Source organism: Flavobacterium sp. RSSA_27 (assembly GCF_051547125.1).
Classification (GTDB): domain Bacteria; phylum Bacteroidota; class Bacteroidia; order Flavobacteriales; family Flavobacteriaceae; genus Flavobacterium.
Window position 1 is genome coordinate 48621 of the sequence record NZ_JBPTTN010000004.1, and the last position, 24959, is coordinate 73579.

Below are 24959 nucleotides of genomic sequence, written 5' to 3' on the forward strand. Positions count from 1 at the left end.
GTTATCTCAATTTTAGTGTTACTATAGATAAAATAGCCAACATGACAGCTACAATCCAAAAACGAGTAACTATTTTACTCTCATGATAGCCTTTCTTCTGATAATGATGATGTAAAGGCGACATTAAAAATATTCTTCGCCCTTCACCAAAACGTTTTTTGGTATATTTAAAATAGCTTACTTGTAATACCACTGAAAAGTTTTCAACTAAAAAAATACCGCATAATAATGGAATCAACATTTCTTTTCTTACTGCAATGGCTAAAACCGCTATGATCCCCCCAATGGTTAAACTTCCAGTATCACCCATAAAAACAGAAGCGGGATAAGAGTTGTACCAAAGAAAACCAATAAGTGCACCTACAAAAGAGAAAATAAAAACTGTCATTTCTCCCGAATGGGGGATATACATAATGTTGAGATAATTGGAAAAAATGATATTCCCAGAAACAAATGTGAATATACCAAGTGCAAAAACCGATACTGCCGAGGTACCCGCAGCTAAACCATCGATTCCGTCTGTTAAATTGGCACCATTTGAAACAGCAGTTATGATAAAAATAACAACTGGAATAAAGATTAACCAAGCCCATTTTTCATAACCTTCGCCAGTCCAAGCTAACAACTCTGCATAATCAAATTCATTATTTTTAAAAAATGGAATTGTTGTAGCAGTAGATTTTTCTTCAATTGGAGCTGGAAGGATTTCTGTTTGAGCAACCGACTTAAAAACATCAACTTTACCAGTATCGGTTCTAACAGTTACTACTGGGCTAAAGTAAAGAACGGAGCCTACAATAAGGCCTAATCCTACTTGACCAAAAACTTTAAATATCCCTTTTAATCCTTGTTTATCTTTTTTGAAAATTTTGATGTAATCATCCACAAAACCAATAATTCCCATCCACAAAGTGGTTACAATAAGCAGTACGATGTAAATGTTTTGTAGTCTTGCAAACAAAAATACAGGTACTAAAGTGGCAAAAATAATGATAAGACCACCCATTGTAGGTGTACCTGCTTTTTCATTTTGACCAGCTAGTCCGAGTTCACGAACAGTTTCACCTACTTGCTGTCTTCTTAAGAAACCGATAATTCGTTTACCATATATTGTAGAAAGCAATAAAGACAACATAAATGCCAAAGCTGATCTGAAAGAGATGTACTGAAAAACTCCTGTTCCAGGAATATCCATTGTTTTGTTCAAATATTCAAATAAGTAGTACAGCATATTTTTCTATTTTTAAATTTAAATTTTAATCTCCGTTTAAAGAATGATGAAAGGAATTTAGTCCTTAGTTATTTTCCTAACTGAATTAATGTTTCTTTTACAATTTTCATATCATCAAAATCATGACGAACTCCTTTGATTTCTTGATAGTTTTCGTGTCCTTTTCCAGCAATGAGAATAATATCATTGGGTTGAGCCAATTGACAAGCGGTTTTTATAGCCTGTTTTCTATCTGTGATTACTAAAATATTTTTGAGGTTTTTTACTGCTACCCCAGCTTCCATCTCGGCAATAATTGTTTCTGGATCTTCATCTCTTGGGTTATCCGAAGTGAGGATAGCTTTATCACTTTTTTCTGAAGCAATTCCCCCCATGATAGGACGTTTGGCTTTGTCTCTATTTCCGCCGCAACCAACCACAGTTATTAATTGTTCATTTTGAGTACGCACATCATTTATCGTGTTCAAAACATTCTCTAGTGCATCTGGCGTATGAGCATAATCAACAATAGCCGTTATATTTTGAGCCGAAACAATAAATTGAAACCTTCCCGAAACACTTTCTAATTCAGACAACAAACGAAGTACTTCCAAACTTTCTAAACCTAATTCAATTGCAGTACCATAAATTGCCAATAAATTATAGGCATTGAATGTACCTATCAATTTTACCCAAAGTTCATTATCATTAATTTTTAGCAATAAGCCCGACAATTGATTTTCAAGAATCAAGGCTTTATAATCAGCATAAGTTTTAAGGGCATAAGTACGTTTGATTGCTTGGGTGTTTTGCAACATCACAGCTCCATTTTTATCATCAGCATTAGATAAAGCAAAAGCAGTTTTGGGTAGAAAGTCGAAAAATGACTTTTTCACATCACGGTATTCTGCAAAAGTGGGATGATAATCCAAATGGTCGTGTGAAAGATTGGTAAACACTCCTCCTACGAAATGCAATCCTTCGGTTCTTTTTTGATGAATTCCGTGGGAACTTACTTCCATGAAACAGTAGTCGACACTAGCTGCAACCATAGTTGCCAAATAATGATTGATGGTTAGAGAATCTGGAGTCGTGTGTGTTGCTTTGAACTCAGTCTCATCAACTAAAATTTTAACCGTAGAAATCAAACCTACTTTGAACCCCGCTTTTTTAAAAAGTTGATATAATAGAGAGGCAATGGTAGTCTTACCATTAGTTCCTGTTATTCCAACCAATTTTAATTTTTGAGAGGGATTATCATAAAAGTTAGCGGCCATGTAGGCTAATGCAGCATTAGTATCATTTACTCTAACATAAGTCACATTTTGATGTAAAACTTTTGGAAAGACATCACAAACAATAGCAGTTGCGCCTGATTCTATGGCCTTCTGAATATAATCATGTCCGTCAGAAACAGTACCTCTGATTGCTATGAATACATCATTGGATTCTAATTTTCGTGAATCAAAATGCAAATGATTGACCGCGATATTGGTGTCGCCATGCAACGCCTCAATTGCTACTTTATACAGTATTTCTTTAAGTGTTTTCATGATAATTCTAATACTATTGTTGCATTTTTAGCTATATCTTCTCCAGCTTGAAGCGATTGTTTTTTTACTTTACCTATTCCAATTGCTTTTACTTTTAAACCTAAATTTTCAAGTAACGCAACGGCATCCATTCCTATCATTCCCTGAACATTTGGAATTACTTTTATTTTTTTTTGAGCTTTGGCATAATAGGAATTATAATTTTGCTCTTGCTTTTGAATTTTTTGATTTAGGTTTTTAATTTCATTAGTTGTTGGTGAATCGGTAAATATTTTTTGAGCAATTCGCTTAAAAACAGGTCCCGCTACATCAGCTCCATAGTAATTATTATTGATTGTATTGGGTTTGTGCACTACTACAATACAAGAATATTTTGGATGATCTGCTGGAAAATACCCTACAAATGAGGAGGCGTAGTATTTCTCAGCACCGCCCGATTTTGCATAATTTACTTGAGCTGTTCCTGTTTTTCCTGCCATGGAAAAATCTTTGGAATACAACTTAGATCCGGTTCCTTTTTTGACCACATTTGCCAAAACTGCTTTGAGTTTCTTTATTGTCTCTTGTGAACAAATTTTGGGATTCAAAACTACTTTGTCATATTTCTTGATGGTTTTGTTCCATTCTTTAATTTCAGACACAAACAAAGGCTTCACCATTTCTCCATTATTGGCTACTGCATTATAATAGGTTAAAGTTTGCAAAGGAGTTACAGAAACACCATAACCATAGGCCATCCATGGCAATGATAATTTAGACCAACTTTTGTGAGAAGGCTGAGGAATATATGGATTTCCCTCGCCATTAAATCCTATACCTAGCTTTTTATTTAAGCCATACGCATTAATATGGTTTACAAATTTTATAGGATTGGATTTATAATTATTGTAGACCGCTTGAACCATTACGGTATTAGAGGAAACTTCAAACCCTCTTGCTAATGAAATTTTACCATAACCCCCTTTATGAGAGTCCCTAACCGATTTACCAAAATATTTAATTTCGCCACCTTTAGTATCAAAAACAGCACTAGTATCAATTAATTTATCTTCTAACAAAGCCATTAAATCTACCAACTTAAAGGTAGAACCGGGCTCATGTGATTCTCTTACTGCATAATTCAATCGCTCAGAATAGAGGCCTGTCTTTTCATTTCTTCCAAGATTAGAAATCGCTTTTACATAGCCTGTTTGTGTTTCCATTACTACCACACAACCATGATCTGCTTGGTATTCTTCTAATTGCTTCAACAAAGCGTGATGTGCAATATCTTGAATAAAAACATCAATGGTAGAAATCACATCATAGCCGTCTTGTGGCTCAACTTGATTGACATCACTAATTGGTTTCCATTGTCCTTTAGCAATTTTTTGTTTGAGAATACGACCATCTTTTCCATTCAAATATTTACTATACGCTCCTTCTACTCCAACTGGATTGATGTGTCCGTTTACATCTCTTCCTATATAACCTATTGTTCTCTCGGCAATTTTACCAATAGGATGTTCACGAACTGTTTCTTGTTCTACTATAATCCCCCCTTTATAAGGCCCTAGATTGAATAAAGGAAAACCTTTGATTGCTATATATTCGGTATAACTCAAATCTCTAGCTACTAGAAAATATCTGTTTTTATTTACTCTTGCCCTTCTTAAATCACGCTCAAATGTATCTGAAGATTTATTTAATAGTTTTCCTAAAGAATCCGCTAATGGTTTAATGTTTTTTTCAAACACTTCTGTTTTAGGTGCACTAGCATCAAATCGAATCTCATAATTAGGAATTGAAGTTGCCAGTAGGCTTCCATCAGCTGAATAAATATTCCCTTTATTGGCAGGAATTACAAAGTTTTTAACCGTTCTTTCTTTGGCTAATTTTCTATAGTAATCACCTTCAACCCATTGAATATTTGTGAGCTTCACAGTAATCGCAGCAGCCATGATGAACAGAAAAAATGCTACTAGATAAATACGATACGATATGTTTTTATCTTCTACTGCCATAATTTTTCGAATATATTCGGGTCTTCTTCTTTTTTAACTTTAATTTTTACTGGTGGCACCGTTGATGGATAAATTTGTTTTGACTCCATTTTTTTTGAAACGGTAGACTCCATCTTTAACTTCATCAATTCGGATCTTTTATCAACAAATTCAGAACGGAGTTCTTTAACCTCGTTGTTTAGCTCATTGATTTCAAAAACCTTTTGCTCGAATCGTTGAGTATTTGCAATCATAAGAATAGCAAGTACAATCAGGAAAACGATAAAACGCCAATTCTTGATAGCATCATCATGAATCAAATATTTCGCTTTTAAAATGGCGTAAATTCCTTGTTTCATAATCATTATCTCTTTTCTGCAATACGCAATTTGGCACTTCGTGCTCTGTTATTACTTTTTATTTCTTCATTCGAGGGAACAATCAACTTGCCAATAGTTTTGAAAGGCACTGAAAAATTGCCAAAAAAATCACGCTCAGGTTCCCCTTCAAACATGCCATTTTTCATAAATCGCTTTACTAATCGATCCTCAAGGGAGTGATATGAGATCACACTTAATCTGCCTTCAGGGTTCAAAATCTCTAAGGATTGTTCTAAAAATTCTTTTAAAACATCCATTTCCTGATTCACTTCAATTCGAATGGCTTGATAGATTTGAGCCAAAACTTTATTACGAACTTTTTCTGGTAAATATTTCGCCAAAATCAACTTCAGCTCCTCGGTTGTTTTGATAGGGTGCTTTTCTCTTGCCTCAATAATGGTTCTGGACAAAGCCGGAGCATTTTTTAGCTCACCATAATCCCAAAAAACTCTTCTCAAATTTGCATCATCATATTCATTGACCACACGATAGGCACTCAAATCATTCTTCTGACTCATACGCATATCCAGTTCTGCATCAAAACGAGTAGAAAAACCTCTTTCAGCTACATCAAATTGATGGGAAGAGACACCTAAATCAGCTAAAATCCCATCCACACTTTTAACGCCATAAAAACGAAGAAAGCGTTTTATGAATCTAAAATTCTCATTAATTAAGGTAAATCGTTCATCCGGTAAGGCATTTGCCAAAGCGTCTTCATCTTGATCAAAAGCAAACAATTTACCATCAGGTCCCAATCTTCTAAGAATTTCGGCCGAATGCCCTCCTCCACCAAATGTCACATCTACGTAGACACCGTCTGGTTTGATATTCAAACCATCAACCGTTTCTTTTAACAATACTGGATTATGATATTCCATTGTCATTATTATTAAGGTTACCCATAACTTCTTCTGCTAAATCAGCAAAATCAAGATCCTCTCCACTTATCGATTTCTCATACAAATCTTTATCCCATATTTCTACTATAGTCACAGCAGAGGAAAATACTACGTCTTTAGTAATACTAGCAAAGCCAACTAAATCCTTAGGAATCAACATTCTTCCTAAAGCATCAATCTCGACTACTTTCACACCAGCAGTAAAACGACGAATAAAATCATTGTTTTTTTTCACAAAACGATTCAATCCATTTACTTTTTGCATCATTACATTCCATTCTGCCATCGGATACAACTCTAAACAAGGCTGAAACACCGAGCGCTTCAAAACGAAACCGTCTTGAAGAGAAACTGCCAATTGCTTTTTTAAAGGAGAAGGCAACATGACCCGTCCTTTAGCATCGACTTTACACTCATATGTACCAATAATTGCGTCCACCAATTTTTTATTTGATTGTATAAAGCAAAAATATATAAAATTTTACCACATTTTACCACTTTATACCACTTTGTTGATAAGTTTACCCACTTAAATATAAAAAACCTTAATTTATGGACAATCAACACGTTACCTCCTTGGAATTAATTTTGTAAGAAAGTTAATATCTCTAAAAAAAGAGCTAATTAATCTTATTAAAACCTAAGCAAAAACAAAATGATTTTCTAGTTAATTTGACTCTATTTTTAACTATGAGTAGTATATAAATAGATACTATTTGGAATTATATCAGTAAAAATCAACCCTAACAAATTATTTTAATTTAATAAATCCTATATTTGTAAAAATTGAAATTGAGCAACATAATAAATGGAAAAATACTATAAAATAGAAGACAAGTATAGCTATTACGAAGCTGGCGAAGGCATCCCAATTGTAATCCTTCATGGGCTAATGGGCGGATTAAGTAACTTTGACGCTGTTGCAAGCTATTTTTCTGAAAGGGGATATAGAATAATCATTCCCGATTTACCTATTTATACCCAAAATATTTTAAAGACCAATGTAAAAAGCTTTGCCGTGTATGTCAAAAACTTTATCACTTATAAAGGGTTGGATCGCGTTATACTTTTGGGCAACTCCTTAGGGGGGCATATAGCTTTGTATCATACCAAAATGTTTCCTGAAAAAGTAGCTGGCCTTGTAATTACAGGAAGTTCCGGACTTTATGAAAGTGCCATGGGTGATAGTTACCCCAAAAGAGGAGACTATGAATACATCAAGAAAAAAGCAGAAGATGTTTTTTACGATCCAAAAATTGCTACACCAGAATTAATAGACGAAGTGTTTGCAACAGTGAATGACCGTATCAAATTAATCAAGACCTTAACAATAGCCAAGAGCGCTATCCGTCATAATATGGCCAAAGATTTACCAAAAATGCATGTACAAACCTGTATAATTTGGGGAAAAAACGACAAAGTAACTCCTCCAGATGTTGCAGAAGAATTTCATAAACTAATGCCAAACTCAAGTTTATATTGGATTGACAAATGTGGGCATGCCGCCATGATGGAGCACCCTGAAGAATTCAACAAAATTTTAGAAGATTGGTTAACCCATACCCATTTACCGACTCATTAATCCAAAAGATTTAGGTACCTAAAAATGAAAATCACTACTGCAGAATTTATAATCAGCAATTCTGATGTGAGCAAATGTCCAAAAGATTTTTTGCCAGAATATGCTTTTATTGGTCGATCTAACGTCGGGAAATCTTCATTGATTAACATGCTAACCAATCATAAAAAATTAGCAAAAACTTCGGCAAGACCTGGAAAAACACAATTGATTAATCATTTTTTAATTAATAATAATTGGTTTTTAGTTGATTTACCTGGTTATGGCTATGCTAAAGTATCCAAGAAGACAAAATCAATATTTCAAGAATTCATTACAGATTATTTTGAATCAAGAGAACAATTAGTATGTGCTTTTGTGCTTATTGATATCCGCCATGAGGCCCAAACTATCGATATTGAATTCATGTCGTATATGGGTGAAAGCGAAATTCCATTTTGTATTATTTTCACTAAAGCTGACAAAATAAGTCGCGTAAAGATTGATTCGCATATTGCTGCCTATAAAAAGAAAATGTTAGCCAACAATTGGGCCGAAATGCCTCAGTATTTTGTTACTTCTTCTACAGAATCAACTGGCAAAGAAGAAGTATTACACTATATAGACGAAGTAAATCAAGAAGTTTTCAAAAACAACAATACGTTTTAAAAACAAATTCCAAAATTAAAAATCCAAATTCCAAGTTATTACCTTTTGGAATTTGGATTTTTTTATGAGTACTGGATTACTATCTATTTTTTCAATTCTAATTTTTCGGCAAAATAATCACAAAAATCCATCATAGTGTCTGCCATTTTTTCGTCATTGGTAGCTCTTTTGAATGTTTCTGACATTGCCACCAGCGTTTGATGAAAAAAAATCTTCATTTCATCAACTGGCATATCTTTGGTCCATAAATCAATTCGCATACTTTCTTTATGATTGCTATCCCAAATAGAAAGCATAATTGCTTTTGCCTCTTCGGCAGTTACTCCACCATCTTCTGCGGACCAAAGTAACTTTTCGGGCACTTTATTTTCATCTAATTCAATTTGAAACTTAATTTCTGAGATATGAGTATTTGACATTATTTTTTAGGTTTATATTTTGATAATTCGAAAATTTCTTTGGATTTCTTAGTCAACAATTCGTTAATCGAAATGTCATTATTTTTCATATAAGAGCGCACAATTTGCCAACCTATCCATGCTCCTACTTGTCCTGGTGAATCATTATCGATCTCTAGATAAAATTTAGAAAACGGAGCTGGGCTTAAAAATCTAGGGATCAATTTTGAATCCATACTATACAGCATTTCTTTATCAACAAAATAGCGCCAAATATAACCTTCATTTTCAACACACCAATTGAGTTGTTCTGTGGTATATCCAATTCTATTTGCATCAGCATATTCAGGCAACAACAATTCTTTCAAATACAATTCTTTTCCTAAATAAATCATCTGTGATAAAAAACTTTTATCCACTTCAGGTGCAATCTTGGTTTGAACAAAACTTGAAGCTATATCGGCAACAATCTGGCTTTGTTCCAAATTTTGCTTAATATACTCTGGAAACTGATAAAATTTATGGTTTTTGCCCAAATACAATTCCAAAGGAACAAGTACTAAACTATCAGCATAGATAGATTTTGTATTATAATCCATTTCTGATATTAAGGTTACTACTTTGGGAGTTTTTGTTTTTGGGAAATATATTTTAATATGTTTGAACAAGGTCTCAATTTCTTGACGTACGGGTTCAAAATCACGATACTTTTTTTGCACTTCTGCATACAATTCTCTCCATTGTGGATGTTGCATTTTTTCAATCCAAACGGCATCTTCGGTTCCTGTTGGAAAAAAATAAGGGTATTTTTGTTTTAATTGACTCAAATCTTCAGGTCTTGTTTCAAAAAAAGCTTGATCAAATCGATCTGCTTTTATTTCTATTGAAATTTCTTCTACAGTTGTTTCAACTTTATTTTTTTTATCACAAGAGAGTAAAAAGAAACAAATTAGTAATGGTACTAAATAGATTTTCATGAATATAAAATTTATTTGTGCTTTAATTGAAGGACCGTTAATTCTTCCAGATTATGTCTTGGATTCATCGCCCTTTCATATTAATTATTTAATTTAGCTTTTAAATGTTTTAAAACAAAAATCCCGTTTTGAAAACATTTTGCAAATATACATTCCTGCTTTTTAAAACATAAACTAATATGATTAAAAAAACGACTTTATCGCCAGAAAAAGTAAACACTCAAATAGTAAAATGGCTAAAAGATTATGCATTAAATGCAAAGTCAAATGGATTTGTAATTGGAATTTCTGGCGGTATAGATTCTGCTGTAACTTCTACTCTGTGTGCACAAACAGGTTTAGAAGTGCTTTGTATCATGATGCCAATTCATCAAGCGCCATCACATGTTAGTCGAGCTGAAGAACACATTAAACAATTACAAGAGCGATTCCCAAATGTAAAAAATGCCACTTCTGATTTAACTCCTGTTTTTGAAGCTTTCAAAACAGCAGTTCCCGTTTATGAAAATACAGCTAAAATGAATTTGTCTTTAGCTAATACGCGAGCCCGTTTACGAATGAGTACTTTATATTACTATGCTGGAATTCACGGACTATTGGTTGCCGGGACTGGAAACAAAGTGGAAGATTTTGGCGTTGGTTTTTTTACTAAATATGGAGATGGTGGTGTAGATTTAAGTCCAATCGCCGATTTGCTAAAATCAGACGTATATGCTCTTGGTCATTTTTTGAAAGTGCCCAACTCAATCTTGGTTGCAGCTCCAACTGATGGCTTATTTGGTGATGACAGATCAGACGAAGATCAATTGGGGGCTAGTTATGACGAACTCGAATGGGCCATGCTACAAGTTGAATTAGGAAAATCGATTTCGGAATTTGAGGGTAGAGAGAGAGATGTTTTTGAGATCTACAATCGCCTACATACAGCTAACCAACACAAAATGAATCCAATACCTGTATGTTTAATTGAAAAAAAATAAAAAAAATATACTAGTTAACAGTTTTATTGTATTTTTTTTACTACATTTATGACATCATTTTGATAGACAACTCTTAAAAAATAAATACCATGATTAAAGTTTGTTTAGCAGATAATTATCCTGTAACCCATTTTGGAGTTAAATCGTATTTTAAAGACCACGATGAAATCTCTATAGTAGCCAATGTTGGTAATTTTTCAATGGTACAAGACATCCTTCAAAATAAGGACATAGATGTATTGATTATTGACTTAGAACTGGAAGGACTGGCGAGTATTTTTGAAATTAAGGCAATGTTGAAAAACTTCCCTAAAACAAAAATTATTATTTATAGTAGTCTTTCGGAACAAATTTATGCACCAAACGCCATTAAAGCTGGTGTTTCAGGGTATGTTCACAAATCCGAAAAACTTGAAACCCTTGGACAATCCATTGTAAAAGTACAGCAAGGAAAAATTATTGTAAACGAAAATGTTCGTAAAAACATGGCTTTAATAGCCAAACAAAGTAAAAGTGAACGTTTGTATCGTAAACTTTCTAACAGAGAAATAGAAGTATTACGCTATTTGAGTGACGGTAAGAAAAACCATGAAATAGCTGAAATTCTTACTTTAAACGAAAAAACAATTAGTACCTACAAGTTGCGTTTGTTAACCAAACTAAATGTAACCAATTTGGTTGACTTGGTTAATAAAGCAAAAACTTTAGAAATCGTATAATTCGATTTAAAATTTACTTAATACTACATAAACAAAAAAGGAAGTCAATTGACTTCCTTTTTTTATAAATATGTAGAACGAATTCTCCCTATAGCACCTGTCAAGTTGACCTTTAGCTTGTTGTAATCATTGATCATCACCTTTAACTCTTCTACATCTGCTTCAGGGTTTGAAGTGAATTCGTTCATTAAATCCAAGATTAGTTTATTAATTAGATATTCCCGAATGGATATGATAGTTTCTGAAGTGTGTTGACTTACTGTTTCTGTTTTTTGTTTCACAAAAATGTTTTGTCCTTCCCAATTATGAAGAACGATTTGTTCTTCTTCCATTAAAATATCGGTAACTTCTTGGGCAAATTCAGGATTTAAATTTTTTAGATAATTATCGATTCCATCCGTTTCATTTTGAAGATAATACGAAATCAGATCATTAAAAATAGCCCTAAAAAGCGGATGAGCAAGCTCAACCTCATCTTCTTGTAAGCTCAAATAAATTCTCTGAAAAACTTTGTACTCCTTTTTTTCAACCACATGAACGATATCACCATCGGGATTCGCTTTTAAAAGTACATCTTCAAAAATTTCGCTTTTATTCCCGTAGAGTAATAAGATTTCTATGATTTTCCTTTCTAAACGATACAGTACATCTACTTTCTCTGTTGGAACTGGATTCTCATTTTTAACAACTTCAAAAGCTTTTTGCTCTTGTTTTTGTTTTTTCCCAATCTCTGCAATGTCTTTTTGGACTAACTGAGCCAAGGTACTCACCAAAACTTGCTCCGAGATATCCATAATTCTGGAGCACTCTTGCAAATAAATCTCTCTTTGAATTCGGTCAGGAATTTTGGAAATACTCGTGACCATATCCCGAATCAAATCGGCTTTTTTGATAGGATCATTCTTAGCTTCATTCATTAAAAGAGAAGCTTTGAACTGAATAAAATCCTTTGCATTGTTCTCCAAGTAAGCTACCAAATCATCATAAGATGTTTTTTTGGCAAAACTATCTGGGTCATCGCCATCAGGAAAAGTACACACTTTTACATTCATCCCTTCCTCCAAAATCAAATCGATTCCTCGAATGGAAGCACGAAGACCCGCAGCATCACCATCAAAAAGTACGGTAATGTTTTTGGTCAACCTATTGATTAATCGGATTTGGTCGGGTGTTAAAGCCGTACCTGATGAAGCAACAACATTTTCTATTCCAGCTTGATGAAATTGAATTACATCGGTATACCCTTCAACTAGATAACAATTATTTTGTTTGGCAATGGCTTGTTTAGCTTGGAAAATCCCGTACAAGACTTTGCTTTTATGATAAATTTCGCTCTCGGGTGAGTTTAAATATTTTGCCGCTTTTTTATCATTTGTTAAGATACGTCCTCCAAAACCTAAAGTTCTCCCCGACATACTCTGGATAGGAAACATCACCCTGCCTTTGAATCGGTCAAAAGGGCGGTCTTCTTTTGGAATAGTTAAACCTGTGCTTTCTAAATACTGCAACTGGTATCCTTTGCCCAAAGCTTCTTTGGTAAAAGCATCCCAAGTTTCTGGGGAATAACCTAAACCGAATTTTTTTATGGTTTCGTTGGTGAAGCCTCTTTCTTTGAAATACGAATAACCAATCGCCTTGCCTTCTTCGGTATTTAATAGTGTGGAATGAAAATAATTCTTAGCGAATTCAGACACCAAAAACATACTTTCACGAACATCAGTATTGGCTTTTTCGGCATCGGTTTGTTCTGTTTCTTCGATTTCGATATTGTATTTTTTGGCTAAATATCGAATGGCTTCGGGATAGGTAAAATGCTCGTGCTCCATTAAAAAAGCTACTGCATTACCGCCTTTTCCAGAGCTAAAATCTTTCCAAATTTGTTTAACTGGCGACACCATAAAAGATGGTGAACGCTCGTCTGAGAAGGGACTCAACCCTTTGAAATTGCTTCCTGCTCTCTTTAATTGTACAAAATCTCCAATAACCTCCTCTACACGAGCGGTTTCGAAAACGGTATCTATGGTTGTTTTTGATATCAATGTATAAGAGTATAAAGTTGGCAAAGGCCAAAGATACAAAGTTAATTTTGGATTATTAAACTTAGCATTATTACGCAGGCGTTCGCTTTTAAAAGTTTCGCCACGAATTACACGAACAAACACTAATTATGACTATTTGTATTTCACTAATTTTTAAAAACAAATTGAATTAGTGTAATTCAAATTTAAGTTCGGTAAAAAATTAGTGACAATTGGTGTAATTCGTGGCTAGCTTTTTTAAATGCGAACGCCCTGATTATTACGTCATAGATTCGTCTATAAAGTTTTTAGCCACGAATGCATTGATTTACGACAAATTAGCGTGAAATTTTAATCGCAAGGTTCGCAAAGGAAAAATCGCAAGGTTCTCAAAGTTTTGGATTTGTGGTTCAATTGAAAAAAGTTGGATAGAATGCTACTAATTATTTTTAAAAACATTATTATTCCTATTCTTTCTTCCAAGTAAAAAAACCATTCTAGTCTTATAGCCCCGACAGAAGGGAAAAACCTCGTGAGCTGGGGTTCAGCTCACGAGGTTTAGGAATGATGGCGGGAACGATGTTGCCTGAAAAAGCCTGATGATTCGCTCCTAATTTTAATTAAAATCGAAACGAATTCCCATTGAAATATTGTTTTGATCTACCGCATTGTTTTTAAATAATGGATTCAAGTCGTATTTTACATACAAACTAGTCTCTTTGTACCCGATGTAGGAACTCAAACCATAAATAAAGTTATTAGTATTGAAATCAGATTTATTTTTAACAAAAACTTTATCATCGTTTTCACGGTATTCTAACTTCTGTTTGGATTTTAAATTGATTCCTGCATAGCCTCCCACTCCAAATCGTAGGGATTTGTGGGTTCTGAATTGACGTTTATCATCGTTCATTGTACTGCCCGAAAAATCAAATTCTAAATGCATTGGCACTACTAAATAGACGTTTCTAAAACGGGATTCTTTCAAATTTTTGGCGTACACTTCTAGGTTGGTTTGGTCACCGTTTACGACAAAAGCACGGTTTTCGGTAGGGCGTAAATTATTATACATTACAGACATACCGTATTTGAAATGCAATAAATTATGCTCTTTAAGTATTCTAGTGTTATAAGTTGTTCCCCATTCGTAAAAATGAGACCCCATAAATTTAAAGTCTTTGTCTTGATATTTACCATCAACCATAAGATTGTTTAAACCTGCCGCGAAAACAAATTGACTCGTGGTTCTTCTTTCCCCAAATTTCTTTTCTTTCTTTTTATTTTTAAAGTCGAAATCGTCGTCCCAGTGAATTACTAAGGTTCGGGAAGAATCACTTTCTTTGATTTTTCCGTCTACTTTTAGCTGTACCAATTCGTTCAATTGTTCTTGTTCTTTGGCTACTCTGGCTTCGATATTGATGGCTCTTGCTTCGGCCAATACTTTCTTTTTCTCGTCAGCTTGTTCTTTGGTAATTTTGCCTGCTTGTTGCTGAAGATTTACGGCCTCAATTTCTTCTTTCAGTGCTGCTTTTTCTTCCTTGGTGATTTTTTCAATGCGTGTTGCAATTTCCTTAGCTCTTTTTTCGAAGGATTCTTGCCCTATCATTTTGCTGGCGAATAGACAAAATAAGGCGGCTAGATAAATGGTAAAATTTCTCATGATTACTAGTTTTTAAAAAATTTGATTGATGATTGATTGTTTTTATTCTTGATTGTTTCTGTTGGCCAAAGCCACTTTAACGGTTTGATAATTTTTATTCACTTTTGCAATTACTTTTTCTCTAAAAGAGAGTTCTAATTCTCCATCAACTTGAGATAATAATGTAGAAGGATCGACTTGAATTTTTTGCTTTTTTTGAATTCCTGTAGCTACTACTGGCACATTTTCGTCTATTGCAGCAATAGCTTTATGTTCTGTGTTTTTTTCGATAGTAGTACTAATTGGATTGTTGGTGGTTGTGATTGGATTGTTGATTGAAAGCTCCTGATGATTTGTTTTTGTAGTTCTTATTGCATTATTGGTAAACTTAGAGACATTCGTTACTACAGCGGATTTAGACTGAATCTTTACTTCGTTTGTTGGTTCAATAGAAGATTGTGTAGTAACCGAATCTTTATCTGCAGAAGAAGTCACCACGATTTCTTGAGATGGTGTTATAACATTACTTTCTTCTGATGTGCTAAAAAAGAGTGTTCCTACCAATAATAGTCCCGTTACACTTGCTGCCACATACCACCAAGTCATTTTTTTCTTTGGCTTTTCTTGGACAGACAACATGGCGTCTAGTCGGTCCCAAGCTTGAGCTGATGGAGCAATTTCTCGATTGGAAAGCTTCTCTTTGGCTTGTTGTTCAAAATTATTTAGTTCCATTTTGCTTATTTTTTAAGCAGTTGATCTGCTGTTGTAACATTTTTCTAGCGTGCGATAATTGTGATTTTGAAGTACCTTCTGAAACACCAAGCAATTGAGCAATTTCCTGATGTTTGTATCCTTCTATAGCATATAAATTAAACACCATTTTATAGCCTTCTGGAAGTGTGTCAATTAAAGTTTGGATTTCTTCTACGGAGAACTGATCTCCAATGGCATCAAAACTTTCTTCTACAAAAAACTCGTCTTCGGTATAGTTCATTTTTTTATTAACTCTCAAAAAAGAAATACATTCATTGACCATAATTCTGCGGATCCAACCTTCAAAACTTCCTTTATGTTCAAAATTTCTTAGATTCACAAAAACCTTCATAAATGCGGTAATCATTACATCTTCGGCTTGATGAATGTCTTTGATATACTGTCTGCAAACTCCTAACATTTTTGAAGAAAATTTTGAATACAGCTGTTGTTGCGCCTGCCTATTGTTTTCAATCGCAAGTTGAATCAATTTTTGTTCTTCATGATGTAATGGAATTACTTTCATATAATAAAGCGTGTTGGTCAGCAGTTGTTGTTTTTGTAAAACCGACTTCTATTAGCATAGACGAGGCAAGCAACAAAAAGGTTGCATGCAGTTGTTTTATTTTTGATAAAAAAATAGAAACACCAATGATTACGTTACTTTACAGACGAAAAAAAAAATTATTTTTTTCTTTCGATTACATAATTGACCATTAAGGTCAAGGCCGATTTATAATCTGAAGTGGGGAAATTTTCAAGAATAGCTAATGCTTCTTGTTGAAAGTCAATCATTTTTTGTTCGGCATAAGAAAGTCCACCATTGTTAACTACAAAAGCAATGACTTCTTTTACTCGCTTTTTGTCTTTGTTATGGTTTTTGATGGAATTAATTAACCAACTTTTTTCTTTTGAAGTACATGTATTGAGTACATGAATTAAAGGCAAAGTCATTTTTTGCTCTTTGATATCAATTCCAGTAGGTTTTCCGATAGCTTCTTCGGTATAATCGAACAAGTCATCTTTAATTTGAAAAGCCATACCTATAAGCTCTCCAAACTTGCGCATTTGTTCAACGACAACTTCATCATCACTTACAGATCTAGCGCCCAATGCACAGCAAGCCGCAATAAGTGTAGCCGTTTTTTTTCGGATAATTTCGTAGTACACCTCTTCAGTAATATCGAGTCTTCTGGCTTTTTCTATTTGCAATAATTCTCCTTCACTCATTTCGCGAACGGCTACTGATATGATTCGTAGCAAATCAAAATCGCCGTGGTCAATGGATAACAATAAACCTTTGGACAACAAATAATCCCCAACTAAAACCGCGATTTTATTTTTCCATAAAGCGTTGATGGAGAAAAAACCTCTGCGGCGATTGCTATCGTCTACAACATCATCGTGTACTAAAGTAGCAGTATGAATCAGCTCAATCACACAAGCACCTCGATAAGTACGCTCTTCTACTGTTCCTCCAGAAATCATCTTTGCAGTAAGAAAAACAAACATTGGTCGCATTTGTTTTCCTTTTCTGTTTACTATATAATAAGTAATTCGATTGAGTAAGGCTACTTTTGAAGACATTGATTCATAGAACTTTTTCTCGAAAAGTTCCATTTCATCAAAGATGGGTTGTTTTATTTGTGAGGTGATATTCATTTAGGATTCAAATATAGCACATAATATAAAAAAAGACATATATAATACTAGTTTAAATTTATAGGATAATGTTTCAATTATTACGCTTCTTTATTTGCTAATTGTCCGCAAGCAGCATCAATGTCTTTTCCTCTACTTCTTCTCACTTTGACAACAACACCAATCGCCTGCAAGCCTTTAATATAAGCAGCTATCGCCTCTTCAGATGCTTGCTGAAACTCACCATCATCAATAGGATTGTATTCTATCAAATTGACTTTACAAGGAACATATTTGCAAAATTTCACCAAGGCATCAATTGACGCTTTATCATCATTGATTCCTTTCCAAACAACATATTCATAGGATACCTTACTTTTGGTTTTACGGTACCAATACTCTAGAGATTCACGTAATTCTTTCAAAGGAAAATTGGCACTAAAAGGCATAATTCTAGCCCGAGTTTCGTCTATTGCAGAATGAAGTGAAACGGCTAATTTGAATTTCACCTCATCATCGGCTAATTTCTTGATCATTTTTGGAATACCAGAAGTAGAAACCATAATTCGCTTTGGAGACATTCCTAAACCTTCTGGAGAAGTTATCATTTCGATGGCTTTCAAGACATTGTTATAATTCATCAAAGGCTCGCCCATTCCCATAAAAACAATATTAGACAAGGGATGATTATAATAGAGTCTACTCTCTTTATCAATAGCCAATACTTGATCATAAATTTCAGCAGGTTCTAAATTTCGCATTCTTTTTAATCGTGCTGTTGCACAAAAATTGCAATCCAAACTACAACCCACTTGACTCGAAACACAAGCTGTGGTTCTCGTTTCGGTAGGAATTAAAACCGATTCAACCACCAACCCATCATGCAAACGAACGGCATTTTTGACTGTGCCATCTTCACTGCGTTGCATGGTATCTACTTTAATATGATTGATTACAAAATTTGCCTCTAACATGGCTCTAGTAGCTTTAGACAAATTAGTCATGTCGTCAAAGCTATGCGCTCCTTTGGTCCATAACCATTCATACACTTGTTGACCTCTATAGGCCTTGTCATTATTATTTAAAAAAAAGAGCTGTAACTCTTCTTTAGACAATGCTCTGATATCTTTTCTTTCTAAATTCATCATACAAATTTATTCATTTTTTACACGAACAACGCATTTATTAACGAATCCCTTATTTTTCCACAAAACCATCGAATTAATACCATTTCACCACTAATTCCTGTAAAAATATAGGTAAAAACCATTTTTAAAATAGTTAATGGTTTTATTTAACATTTTTAATTACAATTTACTAAATACAAGACCTAAAAAAAACAACATAGTTGCCCAAGAATAAACAAAAAAATCAGCACTCTAAATATATTTTTATAGTTTTTTTCTGATTATTTTTTTCATAATTACCATTCCAAAACAATTAAACTTGTCACTAAAACGATATAATTATGTTAATTATTTCTAAAATTTTCAATACCTGATTTTTATCATATTGCACCAACTGAATTCTAGTGAAATTTGTCATATTAATAATCAACGATATTTATTTTGAGATATCACTAATCAAAACGTTCTTTTTAACAAACTAATTAACAAGTTTACAATTTTAAACCATGAAAAAAAATAAATTAAAACCGTTCTTATTATCCTTAATAGTAATGACTATTGGATATACAAGTTTTGCACAGAAAAAATATGCGCTAGACACCAAAACCCTTTTCACAGTTGCGGGAACATCGACCATGCACGATTGGGAAATGAAATCAGGTTCTCAAACAGGAACTGCAACTATTACAGTTACTGATTCAAAAGTAGAAGACATCAATGCTATAAACATTGATTTGGCCGTTGAAACCATCAAAAGTGGTAAAAGCGGTATGGATAAAGTGGCTTATGAAACCATGAATACCAAAAAATTTAAAACAATTAAATATGTTTTAAAATCAGCCACCAAAGTAAATGAAACCACTTGGAATCTTGTTGGAACTTATACCATTGCAGGAGTGAGCAAAGAATTAAAAACTCAAGTAAAAGTTAGTGTATCCCATGGAATAGTAACTATTAGCGGAACCAACAAAATCACTTTTGATGAATTTGGCATGAAAGCCCCTACTGCATTATTAGGAACCATCAAAACTGGAAAAGACCTTACTATAAAATTCAATCTTAATTATAAATAAACAACAAATAACAAACAAAATGAAAGTAATTTATTTTTTAGCAGCTGCTTTATTAGGTATTACTGCTGTACAAGCACAAAATAGTTTTGGACAAATGCAAAACATGATTCCAAGAGACAAATCTGGGCTTAATGTTTTTGACGTAAAAAAAGACTCTGTTGAATTCAAAGGTCTTAGTGTAGACTTAGGAGCTGCTTTTGCTTTACAATTCCAAGCTATGAACTCATACAATGGACAAACTGAAGGTTCATTCCTTGCTCCAAATGGCAATCAAATTACTGGGTATAGATTAAACAATTTGAGTAATAACTTTAACTTACCTACTGCTAACATGACTATTGGTGCTCAATTATTTGATGGGGTACGTGTAAATTTAGATTTATATTTAGCTTCTAGACACCACAATGAAACTTGGGTAAAAGGTGGTTACTTACAAATCGACAAGTTAGACTTCATTAAAAAAGATTTCTTGAAAGACTTCATGAAATATGCTACGATCAAAATTGGTCAAATGGAGAACAACTATGGAGATGCTCACTTCAGAAGATCAGATAATGGACAAGCTTTAATGAACCCTTTCATTGAAGGTAACATTATGGATGCCTTCACTACTGAAATGGGTATGGAAGTATACTACAACAGAAACGGTTGGGTTAGTATGTTAGGAGTAACCAACTCTAAACTAAACCAAAACGTTGTTGAATTTGTACCTTCAGCTCCAACTGCTACAGCTCCAAATCCTAACACTACTGTTAGCCCAACTATCTTGGCTAAATTTGGTTATGACAAACAATTGAACGAAGACTTAAGAGTACGTTTAACAGGTTCATTATACCACAATGCTAACACAAGTGGTAACTTATACTCTTCTGAAAGAGCGGGTAGCCGTTACTATGGTGTAATGACAAATCAAGCTTACAAAAATGGTACTACTACTGTAGACAACAACCAAACTAAAGATTTAGCTGCTAACCATACTACAGGTCGTTTTAACCCAGCATTTGGAAACAAATTAACTTCTTTCATGATCAACCCATTTGTAAAATACAAAGGATTAGAGTTCTTCGGAACATTTGAAAGAGCTGAAGGTGGAAAAGCTAGAGGTATTGATGACACAAGAGTTGTAAATCAATATGCTGCAGATTTAGTGTACAGATTTGGTAGCACAGAACAATTCTATGTAGGTGGTAGATACAATGTAGTTTCAGGACAATTAGACAACAACAACTCAAAAGAAGCATCTATTAATCGTGTTGAAGCTTCTGCAGGTTGGTTCATGACTAAAAACATCTTAGCTAAATTAGCTTATGTAAACCAAAATTATGTTGACTACGATCAATTTATTGGAAACAACGTTAACAATTTATACGAAGGAAAATTCAACGGTTTAATGTTTGAAGCTGTTATTTCTTTCTAATACCATACATTAATAATAAGATTGTTATTGGATTTTTGGGTGTGGTACTTCTTTACAATAAGAAGTGCTGCACCCATTTTTTTTTCATATGCTCATTTCATCAAAGAATTACATCCAATCTTAAATTCCAAAAATAGTACCCGTAGAACTTCAAAAAACAATCCATCGAAAACAAAAAAATAGGTTTTAAACGAGTTTTTAGACCGTTTATCGTAAAAGTTTCATACCTGAAAAAAAAGAATTTAGTTTAGTTGCTATAATTAATCTAACCTTTTCATCCAAAGGCTTTTACCATGAAAAAAATAACACTTTCAACACTTCTATTGACTTATTTTGTTTCGTTTGCTCAATCTCCAATACATGAGTTCACTTTTGATGGAAATTTAAGCAATTCCAACAAATCAGTCGCTTTTCAAGGCATAGGTAAGTTTACAAAGGATCGATTTGGAGTAGACAAAAAAGCCCTAAGAGTATCTAACGAAAGTTTGGTAGCCAACATAGATAACTTACCACAAAATGACTCACCACGCACCATTTCCATATGGGTCAAATTTAATGATATTACCAATTCCAATTACATTTGGGGTTATGGAGCTGCAAGAAACAACTCCTATTGTGGCCTTATCCATCAAGGCACATCCACTGCCGAATCTTCCTTGAATATAGCCGCTTGGGGTTTCAAAAACGACTTCATCATAGCCTTACCACTTTCAAAGGAAATATGGTATAATTACACCTATGTTTACGACGGCAAAAATGCCGCTATCTATAGAAATGGTATTTTACTCGAAACTTTTTTCGCCCCCAATAGACAGACTATTGGCAACTTCTTCAAAATAGGAAATGTAAATTCATTAGTTAGCATTGATGCCGATATTGATGATTTAAAAATTTATAACATAGCCTTATCGAATGAAGCAATAAGTAACCAATACCTTTCAAATGTTCCTACCATAATAGTAGAGAACAATAGTTCTATTAAAAAAAGTAAACAAGAAGTCAAGAAAAAGATTCCAAGCACCAAAGCAATTGTAATGAATAAATAAATTTTCACAAGAGTAATAGCACAACTATGTAGCATTACTCTTTTTTCATTTATATATACTAGCAAATCAAGTCATTATGAAGTATTATAAATATTTCATTTACAAAAAAAATTTTTTTATCAATTAATTATTCCTACTTTTACTAATATTAATTCACTAACTAATAGCGATTTGACCTTGATGCCTATAAAATTATAAACAACCAACTCCAATTTTAGTTCTTACAAATACAGCTTTTTCTCAGCTCCAAGTTCGTTTTCTTTCCGTTTTTTTTTAATTAATTATATATCATTAATTCCTAAAAAATAATAACTAATAACTAATAACTAAAAAAGATGAAAAAAATCCCTTACTTTATTTTGAATTGCTTACTTATCTGTTCCCTTTGGACAGCAAAAGCACAAAAAAATTATGTTTTAGACAATAAAACAAGTTTTGTTGTAGAAGGAACCTCAACCATGCATGATTGGGAAATGACATCAACAGCAAAAAATGGTACGGCCAATATTACTGTTACTGACGGAAAAATAGTAGACATCAATCATATCACTATTGATTTACCAGTAGAAACCATAAAGAGTGGTAAAAGTGGCATGGATAAGGTAGCCTATGAAACTTTAAATACTAAAAAATTCAAGACAATCAAATATGTTTTGAAGTCTGCGGACAAAGTCAATGAATCCACATGGAATTTAACTGGAACCTACACTATAAATGGTGTTAGTAAAGAAATCAAAACTCAAGTTAAATCTTCTGTCAGTAATGGAATAGTGTCTCTTCACGGATCCAACAAAATTACTTTTGAGCAATTTGCTATGAAAGCTCCAACTGCAATGTTAGGAACCATTAAAACAGGAAAAGACCTTACACTAAAGTTTACTCTTAATTTTAAATAAAAACAACTATGAAACTAACTAAAATTTTAACCGCAACAGTATTCTGCATTTCAGCAATGAATGCACAAGATCGCTTTGGACAAATACAGAACCTCATTCCAAGAGATAAAAATGGAATTAACGTTTTTGATGTAAAAAAAGACGACGTAGAATTTAAAGGAGTTAGTATTGATATAGGTGCTGCATTTTCATTACAATTTCAGGGAATCAAGTCTTATAATGACCATCCTACAGGATCATTTCAGAATAACAATGGAGGACAAATTACCAATTATCGTTTAAACTCCCTTGAAAATAATTTTAATTTACCCACTGCCAACATGACCATTGGTGCACAGTTGTATGATGGTGTTCGAGTAAATCTAGATTTATATCTTGCTTCAAGACATCACAATGAGACTTGGGTAAAAGGAGGATACTTACAAATTGACAAACTCGATTTTATAAAAAAAGATTTCCTTGCCGATTTCATGAAATACACTACTATAAAGATAGGTCAAATGGAGAATAACTACGGTGACGCCCATTTTAGAAGATCAGACAATGGAAACTCCTTGGTGAATCCTTTTATTGGTAACAATATCATGGATGCTTTTATTACCGAAATGGGAATGGAAGTTTACTACAACCGCAGTGGTTTTGTGAGTATGATTGGAGTAACCAATTCTAAATTGAATCAAAATGTTCAAGAAATCATTGGTGCTAAACCAACTACAGCAGCTCCAAATCCAAACACCACTATAAGCCCTACCATTTTAGCTAAATTAGGCTTTGATAAACAGGTCAGTGAAGACTTAAGAATTCGAATTACTGGGTCTTTATACCATACTGCAAATTCAAGCGGAAACTTATATTCCTCAGATAGAGCAGGAAGCCGTTTTTATGGCGTGATGAGTCATGCTGCCTATACAGGCATCCCAAGTTCTTCAAATACTACAGGAGCTGTAGCTAATAATTTTGATCCTGCAGCCAATAAAGATACTGGGCGATTCAATCCTGGTTTTGGAAATTGGGCAACTTCTTACATGTTTAACCCATTTATAAAATATAAAGGATTAGAATTTTTTGGAACACTCGAGTTTGCTTCTGGAGGTGACGGCAGAGGGGTTGATACCAAAAGAACTGTTAATCAATATGTTGGTGACATAGTCTATCGTTTTGGTTCTGAAGAAAAATTTTATTTGGGGGCAAGATATAATCTTGTTGATGGCAAGCTAAAAAATGCTGATGCCAATAATGTTTCTGTAAATCGATTTGAAGCTGCAGCGGGCTGGTTTATGACTAAAAATATTTTATCTAAACTGGTATATGTGAATCAAAATTATAATGATTTCCCACAGTTTGTTGGAGGAAATCCTAATGATTTATATGGAGGTAATTTCAAAGGTATCATGTTTGAAGCAGTAATCACATTCTAATACATGTTACAAAAAATTTCATTACTTTTAATAGGTTTGGCACTTTTCTCTTGGACAGAAAGTGCCAAACCTACTTTTTTTTACCAAAAACTACCCAGAGTAATTCAAAAAATTGAGATTAATATCAAAGGGAATTCTACTGTTGGCAAATACACTTGCGGCACTGTATTATATAAAAAAGACACTTTAAATATAGAAGCTTTAGAAAAAAATGTAATTAAAGCCACTATACCCATGACAAGTATAGACTGTGGAAATAGAATAATGACAAAAGATTTGCAGAGCACTGTAAAAGTAAAAACATTCCCTAATAGTTTTGTTACAATCAGCAACCTAAAATATACTGCCAATAATTCTTTTAAATGTACTCTTGTTTTTACTTTAACGAATAAAACACTCACTTATAGAGATTTCGTATTGACTTACAACAAATCAACGCAGCAGGCAACAGGTAGATTACCGCTTACTTTTTCTGATCTAGGCCTAAGCCCACCGGTAAAAATGGGAGGAATAATAAAAGTAAAAAATGAGATCGAAGTAGATTTTGATTTGTTTTTTAAATAACGAATCAATTTTAGCTAGTGAATTAATACCTTTGCAGCT

General features: G+C 33.5%; 24 protein-coding genes. 10 read left to right on the forward strand and 14 right to left on the reverse strand.

The window, feature by feature from the left end; translation table 11 throughout:
• Position 1: 1 nt before the first annotated feature.
• The 6 genes from mraY to ACSVH5_RS06645 all read right to left on the reverse strand — a co-directional run bounded on the left by mraY (position 2) and on the right by ACSVH5_RS06645 (position 6466).
• Positions 2-1231, reverse strand: a complete 1230-nt coding sequence (gene mraY, locus ACSVH5_RS06620) for a phospho-N-acetylmuramoyl-pentapeptide-transferase (protein ID WP_438060659.1) — start codon at positions 1229-1231, stop codon at positions 2-4.
• A gap of 68 nt (positions 1232-1299) precedes the next feature.
• A complete protein-coding gene (locus ACSVH5_RS06625) occupies positions 1300-2763 on the reverse strand; it encodes a UDP-N-acetylmuramoyl-L-alanyl-D-glutamate--2,6-diaminopimelate ligase (RefSeq protein ID WP_438060660.1) in 1464 nt (487 codons plus the stop codon).
• Positions 2760-4766 carry a penicillin-binding protein gene (locus ACSVH5_RS06630; RefSeq protein ID WP_438060661.1) on the reverse strand — a complete coding sequence of 669 codons (2007 nt, stop codon included), beginning with the start codon at positions 4764-4766 and terminating at the stop codon, positions 2760-2762. The genes ACSVH5_RS06625 and ACSVH5_RS06630 overlap by 4 nt, the downstream gene beginning before the upstream one ends.
• Positions 4757-5104, reverse strand: a complete 348-nt coding sequence (locus ACSVH5_RS06635; RefSeq protein WP_438060662.1) for an FtsL-like putative cell division protein — start codon at positions 5102-5104, stop codon at positions 4757-4759. The genes ACSVH5_RS06630 and ACSVH5_RS06635 overlap by 10 nt, the downstream gene beginning before the upstream one ends.
• A 5-nt stretch (positions 5105-5109) precedes the next feature.
• Positions 5110-6012, reverse strand: a complete 903-nt coding sequence (gene rsmH / locus ACSVH5_RS06640; protein ID WP_438060663.1) for a 16S rRNA (cytosine(1402)-N(4))-methyltransferase RsmH — start codon at positions 6010-6012, stop codon at positions 5110-5112.
• The gene (locus ACSVH5_RS06645) at positions 5993-6466 is read right to left on the reverse strand and encodes a division/cell wall cluster transcriptional repressor MraZ (RefSeq protein WP_438060664.1); all 474 of its coding nucleotides are present in this window, start codon (positions 6464-6466) and stop codon (positions 5993-5995) included. Before ACSVH5_RS06645 ends, rsmH begins: the two co-directional genes overlap by 20 nt.
• Before the next feature lie 369 nt (positions 6467-6835).
• On the opposite strand from ACSVH5_RS06645, the gene ACSVH5_RS06650 reads away from it, so the two are divergent.
• Entirely contained in the window at positions 6836-7609 is a 774-nt protein-coding gene (locus tag ACSVH5_RS06650; RefSeq protein WP_438060665.1) for an alpha/beta fold hydrolase, read from the forward strand.
• Between the two features lie 24 nt (positions 7610-7633).
• A complete protein-coding gene (gene yihA, locus ACSVH5_RS06655) occupies positions 7634-8254 on the forward strand; it encodes a ribosome biogenesis GTP-binding protein YihA/YsxC (RefSeq protein ID WP_438060666.1) in 621 nt (206 codons plus the stop codon).
• Between the two features lie 83 nt (positions 8255-8337).
• Here the strand turns inward: yihA and gldC are convergent, their stop codons facing one another.
• Both gldC and gldB read right to left on the reverse strand, forming a co-directional pair.
• Entirely contained in the window at positions 8338-8673 is a 336-nt protein-coding gene (gene gldC / locus ACSVH5_RS06660) for a gliding motility protein GldC (RefSeq protein WP_438060667.1), read from the reverse strand.
• Positions 8673-9629 carry a gliding motility lipoprotein GldB gene (gldB, locus tag ACSVH5_RS06665; protein ID WP_438060668.1) on the reverse strand — a complete coding sequence of 319 codons (957 nt, stop codon included), beginning with the start codon at positions 9627-9629 and terminating at the stop codon, positions 8673-8675. The genes gldC and gldB overlap by 1 nt, the downstream gene beginning before the upstream one ends.
• 179 nt (positions 9630-9808) lie before the next feature.
• Between gldB and nadE the strand changes: the two genes are divergently transcribed.
• The gene (gene nadE, locus ACSVH5_RS06670) at positions 9809-10609 is read left to right on the forward strand and encodes an NAD(+) synthase (RefSeq protein WP_438060669.1); all 801 of its coding nucleotides are present in this window, start codon (positions 9809-9811) and stop codon (positions 10607-10609) included.
• Between the two features lie 89 nt (positions 10610-10698).
• Complete coding sequence (locus ACSVH5_RS06675) at positions 10699-11328, forward strand: LuxR C-terminal-related transcriptional regulator (RefSeq protein WP_438060670.1); 630 nt, start codon at positions 10699-10701, stop codon at positions 11326-11328.
• Between the two features lie 62 nt (positions 11329-11390).
• On the opposite strand, the gene dnaG is transcribed toward ACSVH5_RS06675, so the two are convergent.
• The 6 genes from dnaG to rlmN form a co-directional block, all read right to left on the reverse strand.
• On the reverse strand, positions 11391-13367 hold the full coding sequence (gene dnaG, locus ACSVH5_RS06680) for a DNA primase (protein ID WP_438060891.1): 1977 nt from the start codon (positions 13365-13367) through the stop codon (positions 11391-11393).
• A 595-nt stretch (positions 13368-13962) separates the two neighbouring features.
• Positions 13963-15006 (reverse strand): hypothetical protein, encoded by a 1044-nt coding sequence (locus tag ACSVH5_RS06685; RefSeq protein ID WP_438060671.1) that lies wholly within the window; start codon positions 15004-15006, stop codon positions 13963-13965.
• Positions 15007-15048: 42 nt separating this feature from the next.
• A complete protein-coding gene (locus ACSVH5_RS06690) occupies positions 15049-15717 on the reverse strand; it encodes a hypothetical protein (RefSeq protein WP_438060672.1) in 669 nt (222 codons plus the stop codon).
• Positions 15704-16264, reverse strand: a complete 561-nt coding sequence (locus ACSVH5_RS06695) for an RNA polymerase sigma factor (RefSeq protein WP_438060673.1) — start codon at positions 16262-16264, stop codon at positions 15704-15706. Before ACSVH5_RS06695 ends, ACSVH5_RS06690 begins: the two co-directional genes overlap by 14 nt.
• A 158-nt stretch (positions 16265-16422) precedes the next feature.
• Positions 16423-17400 (reverse strand): polyprenyl synthetase family protein, encoded by a 978-nt coding sequence (locus ACSVH5_RS06700; RefSeq protein ID WP_438060674.1) that lies wholly within the window; start codon positions 17398-17400, stop codon positions 16423-16425.
• Positions 17401-17480: 80 nt separating this feature from the next.
• Positions 17481-18524 (reverse strand): 23S rRNA (adenine(2503)-C(2))-methyltransferase RlmN, encoded by a 1044-nt coding sequence (gene rlmN, locus ACSVH5_RS06705; RefSeq protein WP_438060892.1) that lies wholly within the window; start codon positions 18522-18524, stop codon positions 17481-17483.
• Positions 18525-19012: 488 nt separating this feature from the next.
• Here rlmN and ACSVH5_RS06710 point away from each other — a divergent pair, with 488 nt between their 5' ends.
• From ACSVH5_RS06710 to ACSVH5_RS06735, 6 genes are all read left to right on the forward strand, one after another.
• Positions 19013-19579, forward strand: a complete 567-nt coding sequence (locus tag ACSVH5_RS06710; protein WP_438060675.1) for a YceI family protein — start codon at positions 19013-19015, stop codon at positions 19577-19579.
• Positions 19580-19598: 19 nt separating this feature from the next.
• Entirely contained in the window at positions 19599-20996 is a 1398-nt protein-coding gene (locus tag ACSVH5_RS06715; protein ID WP_438060676.1) for a hypothetical protein, read from the forward strand.
• Positions 20997-21289: 293 nt separating this feature from the next.
• A complete protein-coding gene (locus ACSVH5_RS06720; protein WP_438060677.1) occupies positions 21290-22042 on the forward strand; it encodes a LamG-like jellyroll fold domain-containing protein in 753 nt (250 codons plus the stop codon).
• A 335-nt stretch (positions 22043-22377) separates the two neighbouring features.
• Positions 22378-22938, forward strand: a complete 561-nt coding sequence (locus ACSVH5_RS06725; RefSeq protein WP_438060678.1) for a YceI family protein — start codon at positions 22378-22380, stop codon at positions 22936-22938.
• Between the two features lie 8 nt (positions 22939-22946).
• On the forward strand, positions 22947-24356 hold the full coding sequence (locus ACSVH5_RS06730; protein WP_438060679.1) for a hypothetical protein: 1410 nt from the start codon (positions 22947-22949) through the stop codon (positions 24354-24356).
• 3 nt (positions 24357-24359) lie between these two features.
• Positions 24360-24920, forward strand: a complete 561-nt coding sequence (locus ACSVH5_RS06735) for a YceI family protein (RefSeq protein ID WP_438060680.1) — start codon at positions 24360-24362, stop codon at positions 24918-24920.
• Positions 24921-24959: the final 39 nt, after the last annotated feature.